This window comes from Arthrobacter rhizophilus (assembly GCF_026241105.1).
Taxonomy (GTDB): Bacteria; Actinomycetota; Actinomycetes; order Actinomycetales; family Micrococcaceae; genus Arthrobacter.
Genome location: NZ_JAPFFT010000009.1, coordinates 15,414 through 31,411, shown reverse-complemented (window position 1 = coordinate 31,411; position 15,998 = coordinate 15,414). Strand labels below are relative to the sequence as shown.

Annotated in this window: 15 protein-coding genes and 2 pseudogenes; 9 read left to right on the top strand and 8 right to left on the bottom strand. The window is 62.3% G+C overall.

The window, feature by feature from the left end; genetic code table 11:
- Window positions 1-14: 14 nt before the first annotated feature.
- Genes OOZ51_RS09550 through OOZ51_RS09540 form a run of 3 tightly spaced genes read right to left on the bottom strand, consistent with a single transcriptional unit; the run spans window position 15 to window position 3,314 of the window.
- Complete coding sequence (locus tag OOZ51_RS09550; RefSeq protein WP_265979166.1) at window positions 15-1,247, bottom strand: hypothetical protein; 1,233 nt, start codon at window positions 1,245-1,247, stop codon at window positions 15-17.
- A gap of 33 nt (window positions 1,248-1,280) precedes the next feature.
- A complete protein-coding gene (locus tag OOZ51_RS09545; RefSeq protein ID WP_265979164.1) occupies window positions 1,281-2,921 on the bottom strand; it encodes a relaxase/mobilization nuclease domain-containing protein in 1,641 nt (546 codons plus the stop codon).
- Window positions 2,922-2,924: 3 nt separating this feature from the next.
- Entirely contained in the window at window positions 2,925-3,314 is a 390-nt protein-coding gene (locus OOZ51_RS09540; protein ID WP_265979162.1) for a plasmid mobilization protein, read from the bottom strand.
- Between the two features lie 228 nt (window positions 3,315-3,542).
- On the opposite strand from OOZ51_RS09540, the gene OOZ51_RS09535 reads away from it, so the two are divergent.
- Complete coding sequence (locus OOZ51_RS09535) at window positions 3,543-3,785, top strand: hypothetical protein (protein WP_265979161.1); 243 nt, start codon at window positions 3,543-3,545, stop codon at window positions 3,783-3,785.
- Window positions 3,786-3,994: 209 nt separating this feature from the next.
- Here the strand turns inward: OOZ51_RS09535 and OOZ51_RS09530 are convergent, their stop codons facing one another.
- Window positions 3,995-4,867 carry a hypothetical protein gene (locus OOZ51_RS09530; RefSeq protein WP_265979160.1) on the bottom strand — a complete coding sequence of 291 codons (873 nt, stop codon included), beginning with the start codon at window positions 4,865-4,867 and terminating at the stop codon, window positions 3,995-3,997.
- 24 nt (window positions 4,868-4,891) lie between these two features.
- Between OOZ51_RS09530 and OOZ51_RS09525 the strand changes: the two genes are divergently transcribed.
- From OOZ51_RS09525 to OOZ51_RS09515, 3 genes and pseudogenes are all read left to right on the top strand, one after another.
- Window positions 4,892-5,341, top strand: coding sequence for a site-specific integrase (locus tag OOZ51_RS09525; RefSeq protein ID WP_265979158.1), 450 nt, complete (start codon window positions 4,892-4,894; stop codon window positions 5,339-5,341).
- Entirely contained in the window at window positions 5,338-6,327 is a 990-nt protein-coding gene (locus tag OOZ51_RS09520; RefSeq protein ID WP_265979156.1) for a tyrosine-type recombinase/integrase, read from the top strand. Before OOZ51_RS09525 ends, OOZ51_RS09520 begins: the two co-directional genes overlap by 4 nt.
- A gap of 109 nt (window positions 6,328-6,436) precedes the next feature.
- Window positions 6,437-6,832, top strand: a pseudogene (locus OOZ51_RS09515) (transposase); the annotation flags it as partial.
- A gap of 278 nt (window positions 6,833-7,110) precedes the next feature.
- Here the strand turns inward: OOZ51_RS09515 and OOZ51_RS09510 are convergent.
- The 3 genes from OOZ51_RS09510 to OOZ51_RS22500 all read right to left on the bottom strand — a co-directional run bounded on the left by OOZ51_RS09510 (window position 7,111) and on the right by OOZ51_RS22500 (window position 9,067).
- Window positions 7,111-7,875 (bottom strand): SDR family NAD(P)-dependent oxidoreductase, encoded by a 765-nt coding sequence (locus OOZ51_RS09510; RefSeq protein WP_265979155.1) that lies wholly within the window; start codon window positions 7,873-7,875, stop codon window positions 7,111-7,113.
- A 189-nt stretch (window positions 7,876-8,064) separates the two neighbouring features.
- Window positions 8,065-8,832 carry an alpha/beta fold hydrolase gene (locus tag OOZ51_RS09505; protein WP_265979153.1) on the bottom strand — a complete coding sequence of 256 codons (768 nt, stop codon included), beginning with the start codon at window positions 8,830-8,832 and terminating at the stop codon, window positions 8,065-8,067.
- A gap of 1 nt (window position 8,833) precedes the next feature.
- The gene (locus OOZ51_RS22500) at window positions 8,834-9,067 is read right to left on the bottom strand and encodes an NIPSNAP family protein (RefSeq protein WP_416346368.1); all 234 of its coding nucleotides are present in this window, start codon (window positions 9,065-9,067) and stop codon (window positions 8,834-8,836) included.
- Between the two features lie 383 nt (window positions 9,068-9,450).
- Between OOZ51_RS22500 and OOZ51_RS09500 the strand changes: the two genes are divergently transcribed.
- Both OOZ51_RS09500 and OOZ51_RS09495 read left to right on the top strand, forming a co-directional pair.
- Window positions 9,451-9,597 (top strand): hypothetical protein, encoded by a 147-nt coding sequence (locus OOZ51_RS09500; protein ID WP_323054722.1) that lies wholly within the window; start codon window positions 9,451-9,453, stop codon window positions 9,595-9,597.
- A gap of 509 nt (window positions 9,598-10,106) precedes the next feature.
- A complete protein-coding gene (locus tag OOZ51_RS09495; RefSeq protein ID WP_265979151.1) occupies window positions 10,107-11,342 on the top strand; it encodes an IS110 family RNA-guided transposase in 1,236 nt (411 codons plus the stop codon).
- 19 nt (window positions 11,343-11,361) lie between these two features.
- On the opposite strand, the pseudogene OOZ51_RS09490 reads toward OOZ51_RS09495, so the two are convergent.
- A pseudogene (locus tag OOZ51_RS09490) lies at window positions 11,362-11,708 on the bottom strand (integrase core domain-containing protein); the annotation flags it as partial.
- An 821-nt stretch (window positions 11,709-12,529) separates the two neighbouring features.
- Between OOZ51_RS09490 and OOZ51_RS09485 the strand changes: the two are divergent.
- From OOZ51_RS09485 to OOZ51_RS09475, 3 genes are all read left to right on the top strand, one after another.
- Window positions 12,530-13,111 carry a VOC family protein gene (locus OOZ51_RS09485; protein ID WP_265979150.1) on the top strand — a complete coding sequence of 194 codons (582 nt, stop codon included), beginning with the start codon at window positions 12,530-12,532 and terminating at the stop codon, window positions 13,109-13,111.
- Window positions 13,112-13,192: 81 nt separating this feature from the next.
- Entirely contained in the window at window positions 13,193-14,197 is a 1,005-nt protein-coding gene (locus tag OOZ51_RS09480) for a DUF3556 domain-containing protein (protein ID WP_265979148.1), read from the top strand.
- Window positions 14,194-15,642 (top strand): phytoene desaturase family protein, encoded by a 1,449-nt coding sequence (locus OOZ51_RS09475; protein WP_265979147.1) that lies wholly within the window; start codon window positions 14,194-14,196, stop codon window positions 15,640-15,642. Before OOZ51_RS09480 ends, OOZ51_RS09475 begins: the two co-directional genes overlap by 4 nt.
- Window positions 15,643-15,998: the final 356 nt, after the last annotated feature.

The window sequence follows — 15,998 nt, the reverse complement described above, 5'->3', positions numbered from 1 at the left end:
CCTCGCCTGTCGACTTAGCGGCTGGGACCGCCCTTACCTCTTTCGGAACCCACGGCTGTCCCTGTGCGGGACTTCCTGGCTTTGGAGGCGCCGTTGCCCATGGTTACGGCTGTGCTGGGGTGGGTGCCTTCGCTGCGGGCTGCGGCGAGGCGTCCGCGTATCTGGGTTTCATTCGCGCCGGTGGTGGCGAGCGATTCGGCGAATTTCTCGTGGTGTTCGGCCGAGCCGTAGCCGGCGGCAGAGGTGCTCTCCGCTTTCAGGCCTTGGTCCTTCAGCCGGGTGCTGTCGTTGCCGGTGACGCGGTTCTCGATCTCGCGGCCGACGCCTTCAATGCGGGTGAAGAGTTCCTTCTCGGCGCGTTCGTACCGCTGTTCCACGGTCATCCATGGGGAGCCTTGGAATCCTCCTTCGGCCAGGAGTCTGGCTTCGTGCATGTCCTTGGCGGCCTTGACGAACGCGGGATCCTCGAAGTGGGAGTTGCTGGCGCCGTTGACGTTGGCGGTGGTTTCCTTCCGCAGCTGGTCAAGGTCGGGTCCGTTCATGCCGTCCTTGCCGATCAGGAACAGTCGTTCCTGCACGGCAGCGTTCGCTGCTTCCAGTGCCTTTGAGGTCTTCGCGTTGTGGGCGGTCTGCAGTGCCCTGGCCAGTTCGGGGTTTGCCAGGTACTCGACAGGGACTTGGTGGCGTTCCATTTCCGGGGCCAGTGTGGCGGCCTGTGCGCGGAGCTCTTCGGCGCGGGCCGCTGCGAGCAGGCCTATGGCCTTCTCGTGTTCCACGGCTGCTTTGCGCGTCTCTTCCTGGCTGCGGGCCAGCTCGTCCTGCCGGGCCTTTTCCGTTGTGATGGCCTGTATCCCTGATCCCAGGTAGGCGGCGTCCGCGCCGACGTCGTGGGTGTCGATTCCGTATCGGGTGAGGACTTCCCGACGGATCGTCTCCGAGGCTGCCAGTGCGGCCGGGTCGTGGCCCTTCCACCCTTCGGCGACGGCGTGTGCCGTGGCGATATCGCTCGGCTGCGCCTTGTCCCACCACTGGTCCTTCTCCACGGTTGCCAGCGCCGCGTGCGCGGCGCTGCGTTCGGCGGCGAGGCGTGCCCGGGCTTCGTGGGCTGTCTGGCTGTCCTGGTGTTCCTGTTGTCGCCGGCTCTCCTGGCGTCGGCGTGCCAGTGTCTCGGCAATGCGTGAGGCGATCATCAGCGACTGCCGCAGACCGCCGTCCAGGACGTCATCCATTCCATCTGATTCACTCATGCCTGTTCCCCTTGCAGTTGGTGTTAGTGGTGGTTATCGGTCCAGTCCCGGCCCGGAGTCGCGCCGGACGGGCTGGGAAGTCTTCGCCGGTGTCGCCGGCGTGGGCGTCGTGGGTACTGCTGATCCCGGACGAAGGGGGACCATGCCGCGCCGGGCGATATCGATCGCCCTGGGCGGCACTCCGGCCTCGGCGGCCGGCTGCTGCCCGACGCCCACCAAAACCGGCTTCGGCATGGTGGCGGTGAACGGCGCCAGCCGTTCCTCGACCACGGACCGGATGCGCTGGGCCTCACGGGCCCGCCCGGACTGGGCGTGCATTTCATACACGGCGAAAGCGGTGTTGATCAGCTGCACCATCAGTGCCGTTTGCGCTGCCGTCTTGTTCTTACTCGACGCGGCCATGAACAACATGGCGGTTCCCGCAATCGACGGCAGGGCGCCCGGCTTGCCGTGCTGGCGTGGTGCACGCAGCTGCGCGGTGCGGGACAGCTCGGCGGCGGTGGCCGCCAGCGGCCCGGGCGTCGGTTCAAGCCGGTACGACCATGCCGCGAACGCACCGGAGACTTCCCGTGCGGCCTTCGCCCACGTCGCGTGGTCATCCCGTGGAATGCTGCGTAGCTGGTCAGCCAGGGCGGCTGCGCTGCGGGTGTATTCCACCCACGCTTCCGCCGGCGGCGTAGCGTTCTCAGGGCCGGTCCGCGAGACCGCGCGTTTGTTCCGGGCCGCCGCGTTCCATTCCGCCGCGGCTTCCGTTGCCAGGTGCGGGGCGTCGGGCCATTCTTCACGGAGCGCACCGAGTTTCAGGTCAGAGGCCAGGGTCCCGCCCCCGAACCAAATAGGCCGCTCCCCCGGGGCCGGGCGTTCGGCCACGGAGTACCCGACAATGACGTCGAGGGTGTTCTTCGCGTAACGCGGGCGCACCAGCAGGCCGGTGTCCCGGGCCCGGCGGACGAACTCCGCTTCGGTCGCGGAGGCGCTGGCGCTAGCGCGAACCTTCCGTGCCAGGGACGCCCGGTGCATTTCGCGGTCATCCCGGACGGCCGTGGCCTTCTCGGCACGGTCATAGCCGCGGGTAGCGTGCAACGTGGAGAGCTGCTCCAGACCGTACTTGACCTCCAGCTCACGGCAGGTTTCCTGTGCACGCTTGTAGTCACCATGGGTGGACGCTTTGGTGCCGTCCTCGCGGACGAGAGAAACTGCAAGGTGGATGTGGTGGTTGCCGTTCTCGGACGTGCCGTGGTTCACCGCGGCCCATCGGCACCGTGCCTTGCCGCTGGTTTCGGTGAAGCCCATGGAGTCCATGAAGTCGTTGGCGATATCGCCCCACTGTTGGTCCGTCAAAGCGCCCTCTTCGGCGCGCAGGCTCAGCGAGCAGTGCCACACGCTGGCGTCCTTGTACCCGACGTGCACGCGTTCCTTCTTCGCCGCGTTCCACTGTAGGTCTTTGATCTGCACCGTGACACCGAACATCTTGCGCGGCCGGTCCAGATGCTTCGCGATCGCCAGGGCATCGTCACGGTCCAGCACACCGTCGTCGTACCACGCCATGATGGCCGCATCGCCTGCTACAAGGTGCGGGTCGGTGTGGGCGTTCTTGGTCTTGTTCGCGTCGGTCGATGCCAGGTAAACCATGAGCCCGCCCATACGCGAACCGCGGGTGATGTTCGGAATCATCGGCTACATCAATCCGTCAATGGCGTCATCTATCCGCATTGCCACCGAACGCAGGTGGTTCAGAGCTTCGCGGGCTTCGGCGGGGTACTCGCCCGTGGCGTTCGCCTTACGCGCGAGCTGGTTGATGTTGTTCGAAGAACGCGCCAACAAATTGTGCAATGACATCAGTTCCGCAGCAATCGCGCGGCGCTCCGTCGGTGACTCCGAGTGATCCGACAGCGCTGTTGAAATCAACAGGTTCGGGACGGTGACCTTCTCGCGTTCCGCCCTCGCAACGAGTGCGGCCTCCTCTTCCACGGTGACCCACACCTCGCGGCGCTTCTTCGTCCCCGCCGGCGAATTCTCACGGCGGCGTTTGGACAGGCGCGGACGGGACTCGTTCTGCTCAGTCACGCACTCCCCCGTCCCTTTGAAAGCCCAGCGCAGCGACCCCGAACCGGGGACCACACCAACGAGTGTGCCAAGCAAACCGCCGCAGGCGTGTGAGCGACACGCCATTTACACCCGTGTAAATGTATAGCTTGCTCCGGACGGTTGCCTTCGAGGGTTTTCGGACCCCGGGTGCGACCCACCGGAAAACCCCTCCCGGCCTGCGGGCAGCGGAACGGTTAGAGTCGGTGCATGGACATCAACGACATCGCCGCCAAAGCCGCCGCAAAAATCGACGCCGCCCGCGACGTCAAAGTCAACGCAGTGAAAACCGCCGCCGCGAGCGGCGTCGAACTCGCCGAAGCAGCCCAACTGCTTGCCGCCGCGGAACAAAAGTACGCCAAGGACTACCAGGCAGCCCTCCGCGCCGACTGGACCGACTCAGACCTGCGCAGCTTCGGCCTGGACGCCCCGGCCAAGAAGGCATCGGCGTAGCAGCCACTCGCCCACAGGGGCACGGCAAAAGCTAAATCCTTCGGGCTTTTCCCGCACACCTGTGGACGACGGGACCCACCTGACCGGTTGCACACAACCGCCAGGGCACCAGTGGCCGGCACGGCGCCACAGAATGGTGAGCGAGCTTTAGTAGGCGGCGAGTTCCCTCGAGAAGACCGACCGATCGCATCAACTGGCCGGAGCCGATTTCAGGTCTTCTCGAGTGGGGATGCTGTGATGGGCCGTGTCTTGGGTTCATTTCGCCCCATCGCGGACACCACAACAGTTCCAAGCAGCGAGGCAATACGAGTTCGGGCCAGCTCGTGCAAGTAGCGGGCATAATTTGCGACATCAATTTCGGCGGCCATCAGTCGCGCGGGCTGTTCTGCCAAGGCGCCGCGGGCAGATTCCAGATTCTCGGTTACATGGTTCAGAAGACCGGCGGTGTTGGCGATGGCGCTACGCGCCTTGTCAATTTTCCTGCTAGTACGCAGATGAGCGAAGACTATGGGGTTGAACAGAATACTGCCTTCGTACCACGCGATGATCCCGAAGCCACAGTGCAGCAGGAGAAAGATGTACGCCAAGTTGTGATCGCCAGCGGCGGCGACGCTCTCGATGGTGGCCTGCGGCTGGGCACCGCGAGGTGACGAAGTTTTCAGGGCGACTGCCGACCACAGGTGCGCGTTGTATCGGATTATGAACATTGCGATACCGGCCAGAGCCCAACCGAGCGCGAGGGTCAGCCACTTGGCATGCCCTCCATCGTGGTCCTTCCGCGCCCGGTAGCTCCGACCGGAGAGAAAAGCCAGACTCAAAATAGCAAGACTTATTAGAGCTGACGTGGCGATAGCCTGGGGCTGCGTCAAGTCGAACGTCGCCCCAATGACAGCAGTGATCAAAGCCGTCTCTGCAGATGGCGGCAGGACGACCAAAATCAAACCAACAGCTGTCCTAGCAATAACGCCTGGCCACCCGGCCCGGACATCCTGGGGGGAATAGTAAGGACCTTTGGGCTTAGGAGGTGCCGTTGGTGGCCTGTAGCGGGTGGCGATATGAGGATTTTCAGGGGTTGTCTTCATGGTGGCGTATTCCTGTCGTAAATAGTGTTGGACCTCGGCGAAGGCCATAAGGGAGGACTTCCGGAATCAGTTGCTTTGGTGATCGGCTGCTTCGGTCGACCGCTGAAACGGCAGGAGGTGAACTTCTTCGGGACGTCGGCTCTGCTCGTGTCCACGGCGGGAACCAGACTGATCTACTGCAATGTCCACCACACGTTCAAGCAGTTGGCCCATCTCGCCGGCCTGCGACCGCGATCCGGATCATGCCGGCCCCGCATCCACGACCTGCGGCATTCCTTCGCCGTCCGGTCGATGCTCGACGCCTATGCAGCAGGCCAGGACGGGCAGACCCAACTGACGCTGCTGTCCACCTGGATGGGCCACGTCCATCCGGCCAGCACCTACTGGGATCTATCCGCATCACCGGAGCTTATGGCCGTCGCCGGGCAACGCCTCGACGCATACCTCGCCGACCAGTCAGCAGGCCGGCCATGAGCGCCCTCGCCCCGACCTTGGAAGCGTTCTTCACCGACCGCCTTATCCGGCAGCGGAACGCCAGCGCACACACACTTGCCGCCTACCGCGACACCCTGCGGCTGCTGCTCGGATACGCCTCGGCACAGACAAGACTCACCCCGTCAGCACTGGATCTATCCGATCTCGACGCACCGTTGATCGCCGGCTTCCTCGATCACCTCGAGCAAGAGCGGGGCAACAGCATCCGCACCCGCAACGCTCGCCTGGCCGCGATCCACTCCTTGTTCCGGTTCGCCGCCCTGGCCCACCCCGAGCACGCCGCCAGCATCGCCCGGGTACTGGCAATCCCGCCAAAACGCTTTGACCGGGCCCTGATCACTTACCTGAAAGAGACCGAGATCAATGCGCTTCTCGCCGCCTGCGACCAAACCACCCGGACCGGCAGACGCGACCACGCGCTGCTGCTGCTCGCCGTTCAGACCGAGCTACGGATCTCCGAAATCACCGGGCTCACCCGCGCTGACGTGCACCTTGGCACCGGCGCGCACGTCGCTTGCCACGGCAAAGGGCGCAAAGACCGGATCACTCCGCTGACCAGTGGCACCATCACTGTCCTCCGCGGCTGGATCAACGAACAGCACAGCGATCCCGACAAGCCCCTGTTCACGACCCTCCGCGGCGCGAAGCTCAGCCGCGATGCAACCGAGCACCGAATCGCGCACTACGCCAGCACAGCGGCCGCCGCCTGCCCATCGCTGCACGGCAAAACGATCACAGCACACGTGCTCCGGCACACCTGCGCCATGCGGCTCCTGCACGCCGGCGTCGACACCAGCGTGATCGAGCTATGGCTCGGTCACGAGAGCGTCGACACCACGCAGATCTACCTGCACGCAGACCTCGAACTCAAGGAGAAGGCACTGGCCAGAACCAAACCACCCACGGGCCGGGCGGGCCGATACCAGCCACCCGACAGGCTCATCGCCTGGCTCGAAGGGCTCTGATTATGCCGACCTCGCCAGCGTCAGACCCCTGTCCCGCAAAGGATCCCGCAGCCACATCGGCATAATCCGAAGGTCGGCATAATGCACGTTATGCCGACGTCGGCATAACGTGCACCTGATCCGCAACACCTTCCGCTACGCCGCCCGGCAGTACTGGGACGAGATGTCCCGGGACCTTCGCCCGGTCTACACGGCACCCTCGGAGGCGGCAGCAAAGGAACGCTTCGTCGATTTCTCGACCAAATGGGGCCGGCAGTACCCGGCGATCACCCGGTTGTGGGAAAACGCTTGGAGCGAGTTCGTGCCCTTCTTGGACTACGACGTCGAAATCCGGCGGGTTATCTGCAGCACCAACGCCATCGAATCCGTCAACGCCCGCTACCGGCGAGCGGTCAGGGCCAGGGGGCACTTCCCCACCGAGCAGGCCGCCCTGAAATGCCTTTACCTGGCCACCCGGGCACTGGACCCGACAGGCAAAGGCAGAGCACGATGGGCTACACGATAGAAGCCGGCCCTGAATGCCTTCGCCATCAGCTTCGACGGAAGAATCAACTAAATGCCAACTGATGATCAAGTCCAATTGCGGTGGCTGGTGCAAACCAATTCAGCACCGCTCGATATCTCGCCCAGGTTGTGGCGTTCAGCTTGGAGTTGATGGCGTCTCAGTAGCGCGGCTCCTGCAAGTCCATCAGCAGTGGGTACTAAGTGCTGCGAAAACGCAGCACTTAGTACCCACTTCCACCAGCCGCGCCTGTAAGCGTCACACCTTCCTGAGAAGTCAAATCATTGAAACCAATTCCCGTCCACCGTCATCCCCCCATCCACCATCAGCAGGTGCCCGCTGACGTAAGACGACGAGGGAGTGGACAGAAAGTATATGGCCTCGGCGATTTCGGCCGGTTCGGCGAAACGACCCAAAGGGGTCCGGGCCTTGATCGGTGCGTCGTCGAGCTTGCCCTCAGCCACCAATGAGTCAGTCATCGCCGTGCGCACATACCCAGGTCCGACTGCATTGACACGGATCCCTTCTGGCGCCCACTCTACCGCCAGTGTTCTCGTCAGCCCCGCAATGCCAGCCTTGGCCGTAGTGTAACTGGCCCGCCCAGGCATCCCGCTGATAGCGGCGACCGATGCCAGATTAACGATGGTTCCGCCACCTGAATCCCTCAGTAGCGGATAAGCGGCCCGGCAGGATCGCATTGTGCCGGTGATATGGATGTCGAGCATAAGCGTGAAGTCTTCGTCGCTTACGTTACTACTCGGTCCCGGCCGGGCTATCCCGGCCGAGTTCACGACAGCATCCAAGCGTCCTTCGATCTCGCCTATGCTTCGATATCCGGCAAGGACGCTGGCGTTATCCGTGACGTCAACCACGACACCGCGCGCCTTGTAGTCGAGTTCTGCAATTGCAATGTCAAGGGTCGGTTGCGAAAGATCCAGCAACACTGCTGATCCCCCGCCGGCAATCCAGCGTCTGGCAAATTCCAGACCGATGCCGGAGGCCCCCCCCGTGATAGCAGCCACTGGCGGCTGCCGATTCCTCTTCATGATATGGCTCCTTACTAATAGTCGTAGTACTCGACGACGGTACCCGCGAGGGCGGCAGCGGTGGCTCTGCGCCGGGTGTCGCTCTTCTGGACCGGTGGTGTTGCTGCGATGTAGGATACTTGCGATTCCATGTGGAACTCCTTCGTTCGAATGGTGGGGGGGCGAGGCTCCCCGGGTCTGAGTGATGGCCTACGGCAGCGATGCCCAGAAATGGGATAGGACCTCCGCGCCAGCGTCTGGATCCTGCGTCATCCACCAGTGGCCGAGGTCGGGGAACTCGGCGATCTGCGCTCCGGCTCGCGTGGCAGTACGCCGTCGCTGCTCGTGCGTACCGACGACGCCGTCCTGACCCGCGACGATTACGAGCCCGGGCCGCAACGCGCACGCCTCGAGGTGATGACCGAGGTCACGCATGGTTGGTTGTGCGGCATCCCGATACAGCCGAAGCATGTTGAGCGTCATATTGTCATTCATGGCCGCAGCGATCCGTTGCGCAATGGCGGGTGCCATGCCGCGCGAAACGTGCTCGGCTGCGCGTTCAGCTGTCGTCCTGTGCAGGAGGTCTTTGAGCCAGATGTCACCTTCGAGCGGGTCCTGCACGCGCAGCGCCCGTTCGTGCCATAAATAGTCCGGGTCGAAGAGGCCGATCGAGTCGGAACACCAACTGCGCACCAAGTCGGGGCGAAGCGCGACCGCGTTGACTGTATGTCCACCACCCCAGTCGTGTCCTACAAGATCGATGGGGCCGAACCCGAGGTCGCTGATCCGCGTTAGTTCGGTTATGAGCCAGTCGCGGTATTCCTGAACTGTCGAGGTCCACTCCGGACCTGACTCCGCTCCAAAGCCCGGAGGAGAGAGGCGAATCGGCTCGGGGTGCCTGAGCGCGCCAAGCGACTCCACCAGCGGATCCCAGATCAACGAGACCTCGGGACTGCCATGAACAAGGACCACAACCATCTCAGATGCTTTCTGTCGTAATACGGTACTTTAGGGAATGCTGGTGGTGAGCGGAAAGATCCGGTCTAGTCCTCGAAGGCGAGGGTCGGGAGAACGCCGTGGGTCGGAGAATGCGGCTCTCCTGTTGCTGGATCATTGGCAGGCTTCGCTCGAGATAGTCCTGCCGTGCCGGGTCTTCTACAAGGCGGGCGCGTCGTTGCTCGCGATCGGTGACATCTCGATACGCCCATAGCATGACGGCCTAGTTGAGGGTTCCGCTTTCGGCAGTGTAGTAGCCGATCAGCTTGCCGCAGTACTTCTCGTAGAGTTCCAGTCCGGACTCGGAGAACATGGTCACCAGCTCGGGGGGGGTCGCTCCCGGCCTCGTGGTGTAGATGGACCTTCGACCACGGCGAGATCGCCGCGGCGCTGCGACCCGTGTGATTTAGACCTCATAAATAGAAATGCTAATGGATCCAATTAGTCGTTGCAAGTGCCTGCAGTGCCGCGCCCTACCCACTGTAGGTTCTTTTTGGATCCAAAGCTGTCAAAGCTGAAGTCCGGAATGTCCAAATTTGGCGCTGTCAGTCCGCGCGGGCGGCCTTTGCTTGCGTCTGCGACGGCCTCGAGAAGCTGTCCGTGATGAGGCCGGGCATCAAGACCATGCAGGAAATCGCCGAGTGCGAGGGCATCGAGGTGGACTGCTTGGTGGAAGCTGCGCAGCGTCAGCCAGAGCTTCGTCGGACCCCCTGGGGCCAAGGCAACCCTGGAGCGTATGAGCTTTGACCGGGCGTTCCTCGGCTCCGACGCCGTCACCACCGAAGACGGCATCTGCCACCCCTGCTCGCTTCAGCCAAAACAGCCGGGCCAACCCGCACCTGGAAAGCACTTGTGCACCGTGGAGGGATGGATGCCTGTTCGATCATGTGAGCAGATATGTTGCACGTTCGTTATGCGACGGGCGATACCGGAGTTTTCAAGCTGAACGGTACCAACGGGAGTTAGCGGTCCAGGGACGCTGCCGCGCCGTGGGGATTGAAAATTTGTGGTTGGCCGCAGCTCCCGCGTTCTTGTGCAGTGGTCGTGGCCGGTGAAGGATTGTGATGTTCGCTGCGGTCGACGCCGATGCCTCCTTGGTGCCGTGTTTGAGCCTGCGAGTTAGCGTGGTGTGGAGGGCTTCCACGGGAACCGTGGATTGTTGCCTTCGAGCACGGGTGCTAGATTCCTGATTTTCTCCCTGCCCTTCCCGCAGCGAACATTCATATCGGTTGAATGACGTTGGAAGGTCGGATCAAATGGATATCGTCCATGAGCGATCTGTGGGGATAGATATCTCCAAGCGCGACGCGAAGGTGTGTGTTCGGTCTCCCGGCAATGCGCGGGGCGAATACATCTCCACGGTCACCACCTGGGGTGCGACCACAAACCAAATCCTGGAGCTAAAGGGCTTTCTTGAAGAGCAGCACGTCAGCACCGTGGTGATGGAAGCCACGAGCGACTATTGGAAGGCGTTCTACTACGTGTTGGAAGCGACGTTGCCGGTGATGCTGGTCAACGCCAGGCATGCCAAGAACCTTCCCGGGCGTAAAACCGACGTTTCAGACGCAGCATGGCTGGCCCAGCTTGCAGCGCATGGCCTTTTGCGCCCTTCGTTCGTTCCGCCCGAACCCATTCGCGAACTGCGAGATTTGACCCGCTCCCGCGCGATCGCCGTCGGCGACCGGACTAGGGAAATCCAGCGGCTCGAGAAGTTCCTTGAGAGCTCCGGCCTCAAGCTTTCGGCCATCGTCAGTGATCTCACGGGGGCCTCTTCCAGGGCGATGCTCGAAGCCCTCATCCTAGGAGAGCGCGATCCCCAAGTTTTGGCGCAATTCGCCCAGCGCCGGATGAGACCAAAGATCCCTCAGCTCGTTGAGGCCCTCACCGGACGGTTCAGCGACCATCACGCGTTCATTGTCCGCCTGCATCTGGACCAAATCGACCAACACACCAAGGCCATTGATGCGCTCACTGAGCGCATTGGCACGGTGATGGCACCCTTTCGTCCAGCCCGTGAAGCGTTGACCTCGATCCCGGGAGTCTCGGTTTTGGTCGCTGATGTGATCATTGCCGAAACCGGCGCGGACATGAGTGTCTTTCCCACGGCTGCACATTTGGCATCCTGGGCCGGCGTTTGCCCCGGTTCCAACGAGTCCGCTGGCCGGGTCAAATCCACCAAAACCATGCCCGGTAACAAGCACTTGAAGGCAGCCCTTGGTATCGCTGCCATGTCAGCGGCCCGCAGCAAAGATACTTACCTCAGCGTCAAATACAAACGAATCGCTGCCCGTCGTGGCCCGATCAAGGCTGTTGTCGCGATCGAGCACGTTATTCTTACTGCCACTTGGCACATGCTCGTCAACGGCGAGGTTTACCAAGACCCGGGCGCCGACTATTACCTCAAACGGGACCCGCAACAAGCCAAAGCCAGGGCCCTCCGACAGCTCAAATCCCTCGGATTTGACGTCACTCTCACTCCAGCAGCAGCCTGACCCACCATCTATTTTCGTACTAGGCGGCTGACTGTTCGGTGATTTCCTTGGGTTGGTTGATCCACGCCGGTCCTGGGTTTTGGGGTCGATGGTGGTAGCGAAGCGTACGGGGTGTTTCGCCCGGGCGGCAGCGAGCGTTGCTGAGCGTTTTTTGGTTACGCTGGCAGCGTGGCCGTGGTGGACGTTTGCGGGCGTGTGGAAGCCGATTCCGGAGTGTGTGTGGTGATGGTTGTAACAGTCCACGAAACCGTTGATGAATGTCCGGGCGTCGTGGACTGAGGCGAAGCGTTCCGGGAATTCTGGACCGTATTTCAGGCTTTTGAACAGCGCCTCGCTGTTATTCCGAATTCTTATCCGGGGTTTGTTTATCCCCGTACGTAACGGAGGGTAAGAAGCTTTTTTCCTGTCCGGCGTGTCTGCTGCGTACGGTCTATCTGGGGTGGCAATGTAACGGGGCATGACGGTTGGTATCGAAGCAGTCGAATCGTTTCGGGTACAGCGGCTCAACTTGCCCGAGGGAGGACGTACCTGGACGGTGCTGGGCCGCGGGGATGAGCCAAGGGTCGCCTCGATCGAGCAGCGCCCGGCCCGATTCGCCGAGTCTACGATCTCGGCTCGGCGCGGTGATGTCGTGCTATGACTACCATCTGCTTAACGGTGTGGATGTGGGCCGGGACCTGCATCGGATCGCTCACCGCGGCGGCAGCCGGTACAAGCCGCTATTGGAGCACCTGGCTCGCCGACACGGACGGCGCCGGTCCACGGTGCGGGTGCGCGGGTCTGGGCGCGGCGGCCCGCCGCCGGTGTTGACGCCGGGACAAATCGCGTTGATCTGCGACGCCTGCGCTAGTTGGGACGCCGAGACTCATCCCCTTATATGGATCCAAAGCTTGGGAAAGCGCCACCAGAAGGTGCCTGCTGGCCCATGAGTCGGGTACATTGGATCCTATGTGCTACATCAGGCGTGTTGACGAGTCTGGTTGAAGGAAGTATCACAGGGAGGAAAGTAACACCGGAGACCGCCTGGTCGCACAGAGCGAGGAACGCAACGCCCAGTCAGGGCATACTAGCAAGTCGTGCCCAGCTGGTCGTTGGTGCTGGCAGCTTTTGTCTTGGCATCATCAACGAACACATGCATCAACCGGTAGGTAGCGGTAGTGCAACCCGCAACGAGATTAGGACCACCCATGTCAAAAACGGAATCTTCTACGGAAAAAGTCACGCCCCTACAGAAAGTTGGAGGCAAGACCAGCGCAGGGCTACCAGGGCTTCTGGGGACGGACCATATTGGTTTCACTGTTCCTGACATCGAAGAGGCTCATCGGTTTTTCGTTGACGTGCTTGGCTGTGAATACGTCTACTCCTTCGGACCGTTTCTGCCCGAGGGAGATTGGATGAAGCGACACCTGAATATTCACCCTGAGGCTGTGATGCGGGAAGCTCGCTTCTACAGGTGCGGAAATGGTTCCAACTACGAGGTCTTCCACTATGAGGCCCCGAACCAGCAAATGAAACTTCCTTTGAACAGTGATGTTGGGGGATTCCATCTGGCCTTGTACGTCACCGACCTGGACGCAGCGATCACCTACCTTGTGTCCTGCGGAATTCGTGTTTTGGGGGAGTCCACAAGCAGCAAGGGCCCTAGCTATGGCAAGCGATGGGTTTACTTTCTTTCCCCTTGGGGCCAACAATTCGAACTGGTCAGTTTTCCAGACGGCAAAGCCTACGAAAAAGACTCCGATGTGCTTCTTTGGGACGTCCGAGCCTAAATCCGACTGGATACCAGGCCACCTGGCTCACTTCTTCTCGCACGTGCTCGGAACGATCGTCGAACTACAGCACCCCTCACGATGCTCTTCGTCGTCGGCACCGCGCTCGGAGGCCAGACGACGGTGACCCTCGCGACGCTGCTCATGGTCGGCTTCTGCTTCTTCATCATCTCGACGTTCCCGGTCGCAGTGCCGCTAGAGTGGAACCTGTTGTTCGCGATTTGCGCGGTGATCTTCTTCATCGGCTACCCGAACTCTGCCGGGTTTAGTGCGTTCGACATGTCGGAGCCGTGGATGCCTTTCGCGGTCATCGCGATTCCACTGATCCTCGTGATCCTCGTGATCTTCGGGAGCATTCGCCCCGACAAGGTCTCGTTTCTCGCCTCGCTCAGGCAATACGGCGGTAACTGGGCCACCGCACTCTGGGCTATCCACCCGGACGCCGAGAAGAAGCTTCACCGGGTGTACCGCCCCACGAAGGATCAGATTGATCAAATCCAGGCGATGGGGCTGCCCTATCCACTGGCAGAGGCCTTCCTCGAGATGTCCCTCGGCTGGCGCTCACTTCACAGCCAAGCACGTGGACTATTTTCGCTGCTGTTGAAGGAGGTGCCTGATATCGACCACCGACGCATCCGCGAGGCAGAATTCGCCTGTAATGCGATGATCGGCTTCAACTTCGGCGAGGGACATTTCCACAACGAAGAACTCATCGCCGCGATCCAGGAAGAGGCGCAGTTCGAGCCCGGGGAGTTCATCGTGGCGTGGGTGGAGTCTGAAGCGCTCTGGCACGGCTACCAGGAATACAAACTGATCGATGCCGCACTGGGCATCGTTGAGCGGGGAAGATGGCAGGTGAAAGATTCGGTCGCGGAGCAGCCCTGGCTGCCGAACGGGCCCATTCCCCTCACCGTGACCTGGCGCTCGCCAGACTTCGACAAGCTGCAGTTCACCGCGACCGATATTGTTGGGCCAGATGCAGTTCCCCAGCCACTCGAAGAGTTGGTCGAGCCCGGAGCGACCACCGCAGCGTTAGCGCAGATCGTGCTCGAGGCCGAAGCGCCCGCGGAGGGAGTGGCTCGATGACGAGTGCGATCGTCGTCGGGAGCGGGCCCAACGGGCTCGCAGCCGCAACCGTGCTGGTTCGCGCCGGCGTCGAAGTCACCGTTGTTGAGGCCGCGGATCAGTTGGGCGGGGGCGCCCGTTCAACCGAGTCACCCATCGCCGGGCTTGTGCAGGATCACTGCGCAGCGGTGCACCCGATGGCTCCCGGATCCCCGTTCTTTCAGACGCTCGATCTGGAAGAGATGGGGGTCCGTTGGGCCTACGCGCCCATCGATGCCGCGCACCCGCTCGATTCCGGCGAGCCCGGGCTTCTCCACAGGTCGATTGCGGATACGGCCGCGGGGTTGGGGCGAGACGGGGGGAAATGGGAGGCCGCGTTTGGGTCGCTATCGCGGTCCTTCGACCGACTCTCTCCAGTCATCATGTCGCCGTTGCTCCGGATCCCGAAGCACCCGCTATTGCTCGCGCGAATGGGCGCCGTCGCCGGCCCACCACCCGCGCTCGTTGCACGGTGGTTCAGGGATGAGCGGGCGCGCTCGCTCTTCATGGGTGTGGCAGCGCACGCCCTCCAGCCGCTCACTCTGCCCCTGGTCACGGGCATCGGTGCCGGGATCATCATCGCCGGTCACGCCGTGGGCTGGCCCGTGGTCGAGGGCGGCACTGGCCGCTTCACTGAAGCGCACATCAGCATGCTTCGGGCGCAGGGGGTTCGGTTCGAGACCGGGCAGCGCATCAATCGGCTGTACGACCTCCCGCCCACGGACATCACTATTCTCGATGTCCACCCGCATGCCGCGGCAGGCATACTGGCCGAGCAACAGCCGCAGAGTGACCGGCGCGCGTACCGGAAGTTCCGGTCCGGGCCCGCTACGTTCAAGATCGACTTCGCGGTGGACGGGGGCGTGCCGTGGCGAGACCCTGAAGTAGGCCTTGCAGGCACCGTGCACCTCGGGGGCAACTCTGCGGAGATCATCGCAACCGAGCGACAGGTAGCCTCCGGGCACATGCCAGAGCGGCCCTTTGTGCTTGTCGGGCAGCAGGCCGTCGCTGACCCTGGTCGAGCGAACGGCTCGATCGTTCCGATCTACGCCTATGCGCATGTGCCGAACGGCTACACGGGGGACGCGACAGAGCACATCATCGCCCAGATCGAGCGCTTCGCTCCCGGGTTCCGGGGCCGGATCGTCGGGCTGAGCGCGCGCACTCCGGCGCAGACCTCGGCCGAGAATCCGAACTTCGTTGGCGGCGATATTCTCACCGGCGCCAAATCACCACTGCAGTTTCTCCTCGGCCCCAAGCTGAGCGCCCATCCCTACGATACCGGCGTACCCGGCGTCTACCTGTGCTCCGCAGCAACGCCGCCCGGGCACGGCATTCACGGCATGGGCGGATACAACTCGGCGCAGCGCGCGCTCCGGTACTTGACTCACCGTGCCCCGGCGAAGAAGGAGCTCTCCACATCTTGACCACACCAGGATTTTGGATGGCGATGAGCAGATGCGCGAACTCGTGGCGCAAGTAGGGCGCAAGCTGCAAGAAATGGGTCCACAAATCGTCGATGACATGACAGAGCTGCTCTCAACACGTGTATTGGGATTGGATCAAGACCCCCAACTCGTCGAGATGCTTCATGCGAGCATCGACGGAAACGTCTGGGCCCTGGGCGGGAACCGTAGCTCCCCCTGACCTGCTCGCCACCTTAAATGACGGGCAGGAATGGGCCGACAAGGTGACCGAGCAGTGGATCTCTATAGACGACTTGGGCTGGGCGAAAACCCTGCCCAGGTTGACGGAAAACGACCGCAAAGTGCACCCACTGCCT

Bases quoted from the DNA above. Each gene is read 5' to 3' on its own strand.
- OOZ51_RS09550 (WP_265979166.1), bottom strand. From the start codon at position 1,247: ATGAGTGAATCAGATGGAATGGATGACGTCCTGGACGGCGGTCTGCGG.
- OOZ51_RS09545 (WP_265979164.1), bottom strand. From the start codon at position 2,921: ATGATTCCGAACATCACCCGCGGTTCGCGTATGGGCGGGCTCATGGTT.
- OOZ51_RS09535 (WP_265979161.1), top strand. From the start codon at position 3,543: ATGGACATCAACGACATCGCCGCCAAAGCCGCCGCAAAAATCGACGCC.
- OOZ51_RS09530 (WP_265979160.1), bottom strand. From the start codon at position 4,867: ATGAAGACAACCCCTGAAAATCCTCATATCGCCACCCGCTACAGGCCA.
- OOZ51_RS09520 (WP_265979156.1), top strand. From the start codon at position 5,338: ATGAGCGCCCTCGCCCCGACCTTGGAAGCGTTCTTCACCGACCGCCTT.
- OOZ51_RS09510 (WP_265979155.1), bottom strand. From the start codon at position 7,875: ATGAAGAGGAATCGGCAGCCGCCAGTGGCTGCTATCACGGGGGGGGCC.
- OOZ51_RS09505 (WP_265979153.1), bottom strand. From the start codon at position 8,832: ATGGTTGTGGTCCTTGTTCATGGCAGTCCCGAGGTCTCGTTGATCTGG.
- OOZ51_RS22500 (WP_416346368.1), bottom strand. From the start codon at position 9,067: ATGCTATGGGCGTATCGAGATGTCACCGATCGCGAGCAACGACGCGCC.
- OOZ51_RS09495 (WP_265979151.1), top strand. From the start codon at position 10,107: ATGGATATCGTCCATGAGCGATCTGTGGGGATAGATATCTCCAAGCGC.
- OOZ51_RS09485 (WP_265979150.1), top strand. From the start codon at position 12,530: ATGTCAAAAACGGAATCTTCTACGGAAAAAGTCACGCCCCTACAGAAA.
- OOZ51_RS09480 (WP_265979148.1), top strand. From the start codon at position 13,193: ATGCTCTTCGTCGTCGGCACCGCGCTCGGAGGCCAGACGACGGTGACC.
- OOZ51_RS09475 (WP_265979147.1), top strand. From the start codon at position 14,194: ATGACGAGTGCGATCGTCGTCGGGAGCGGGCCCAACGGGCTCGCAGCC.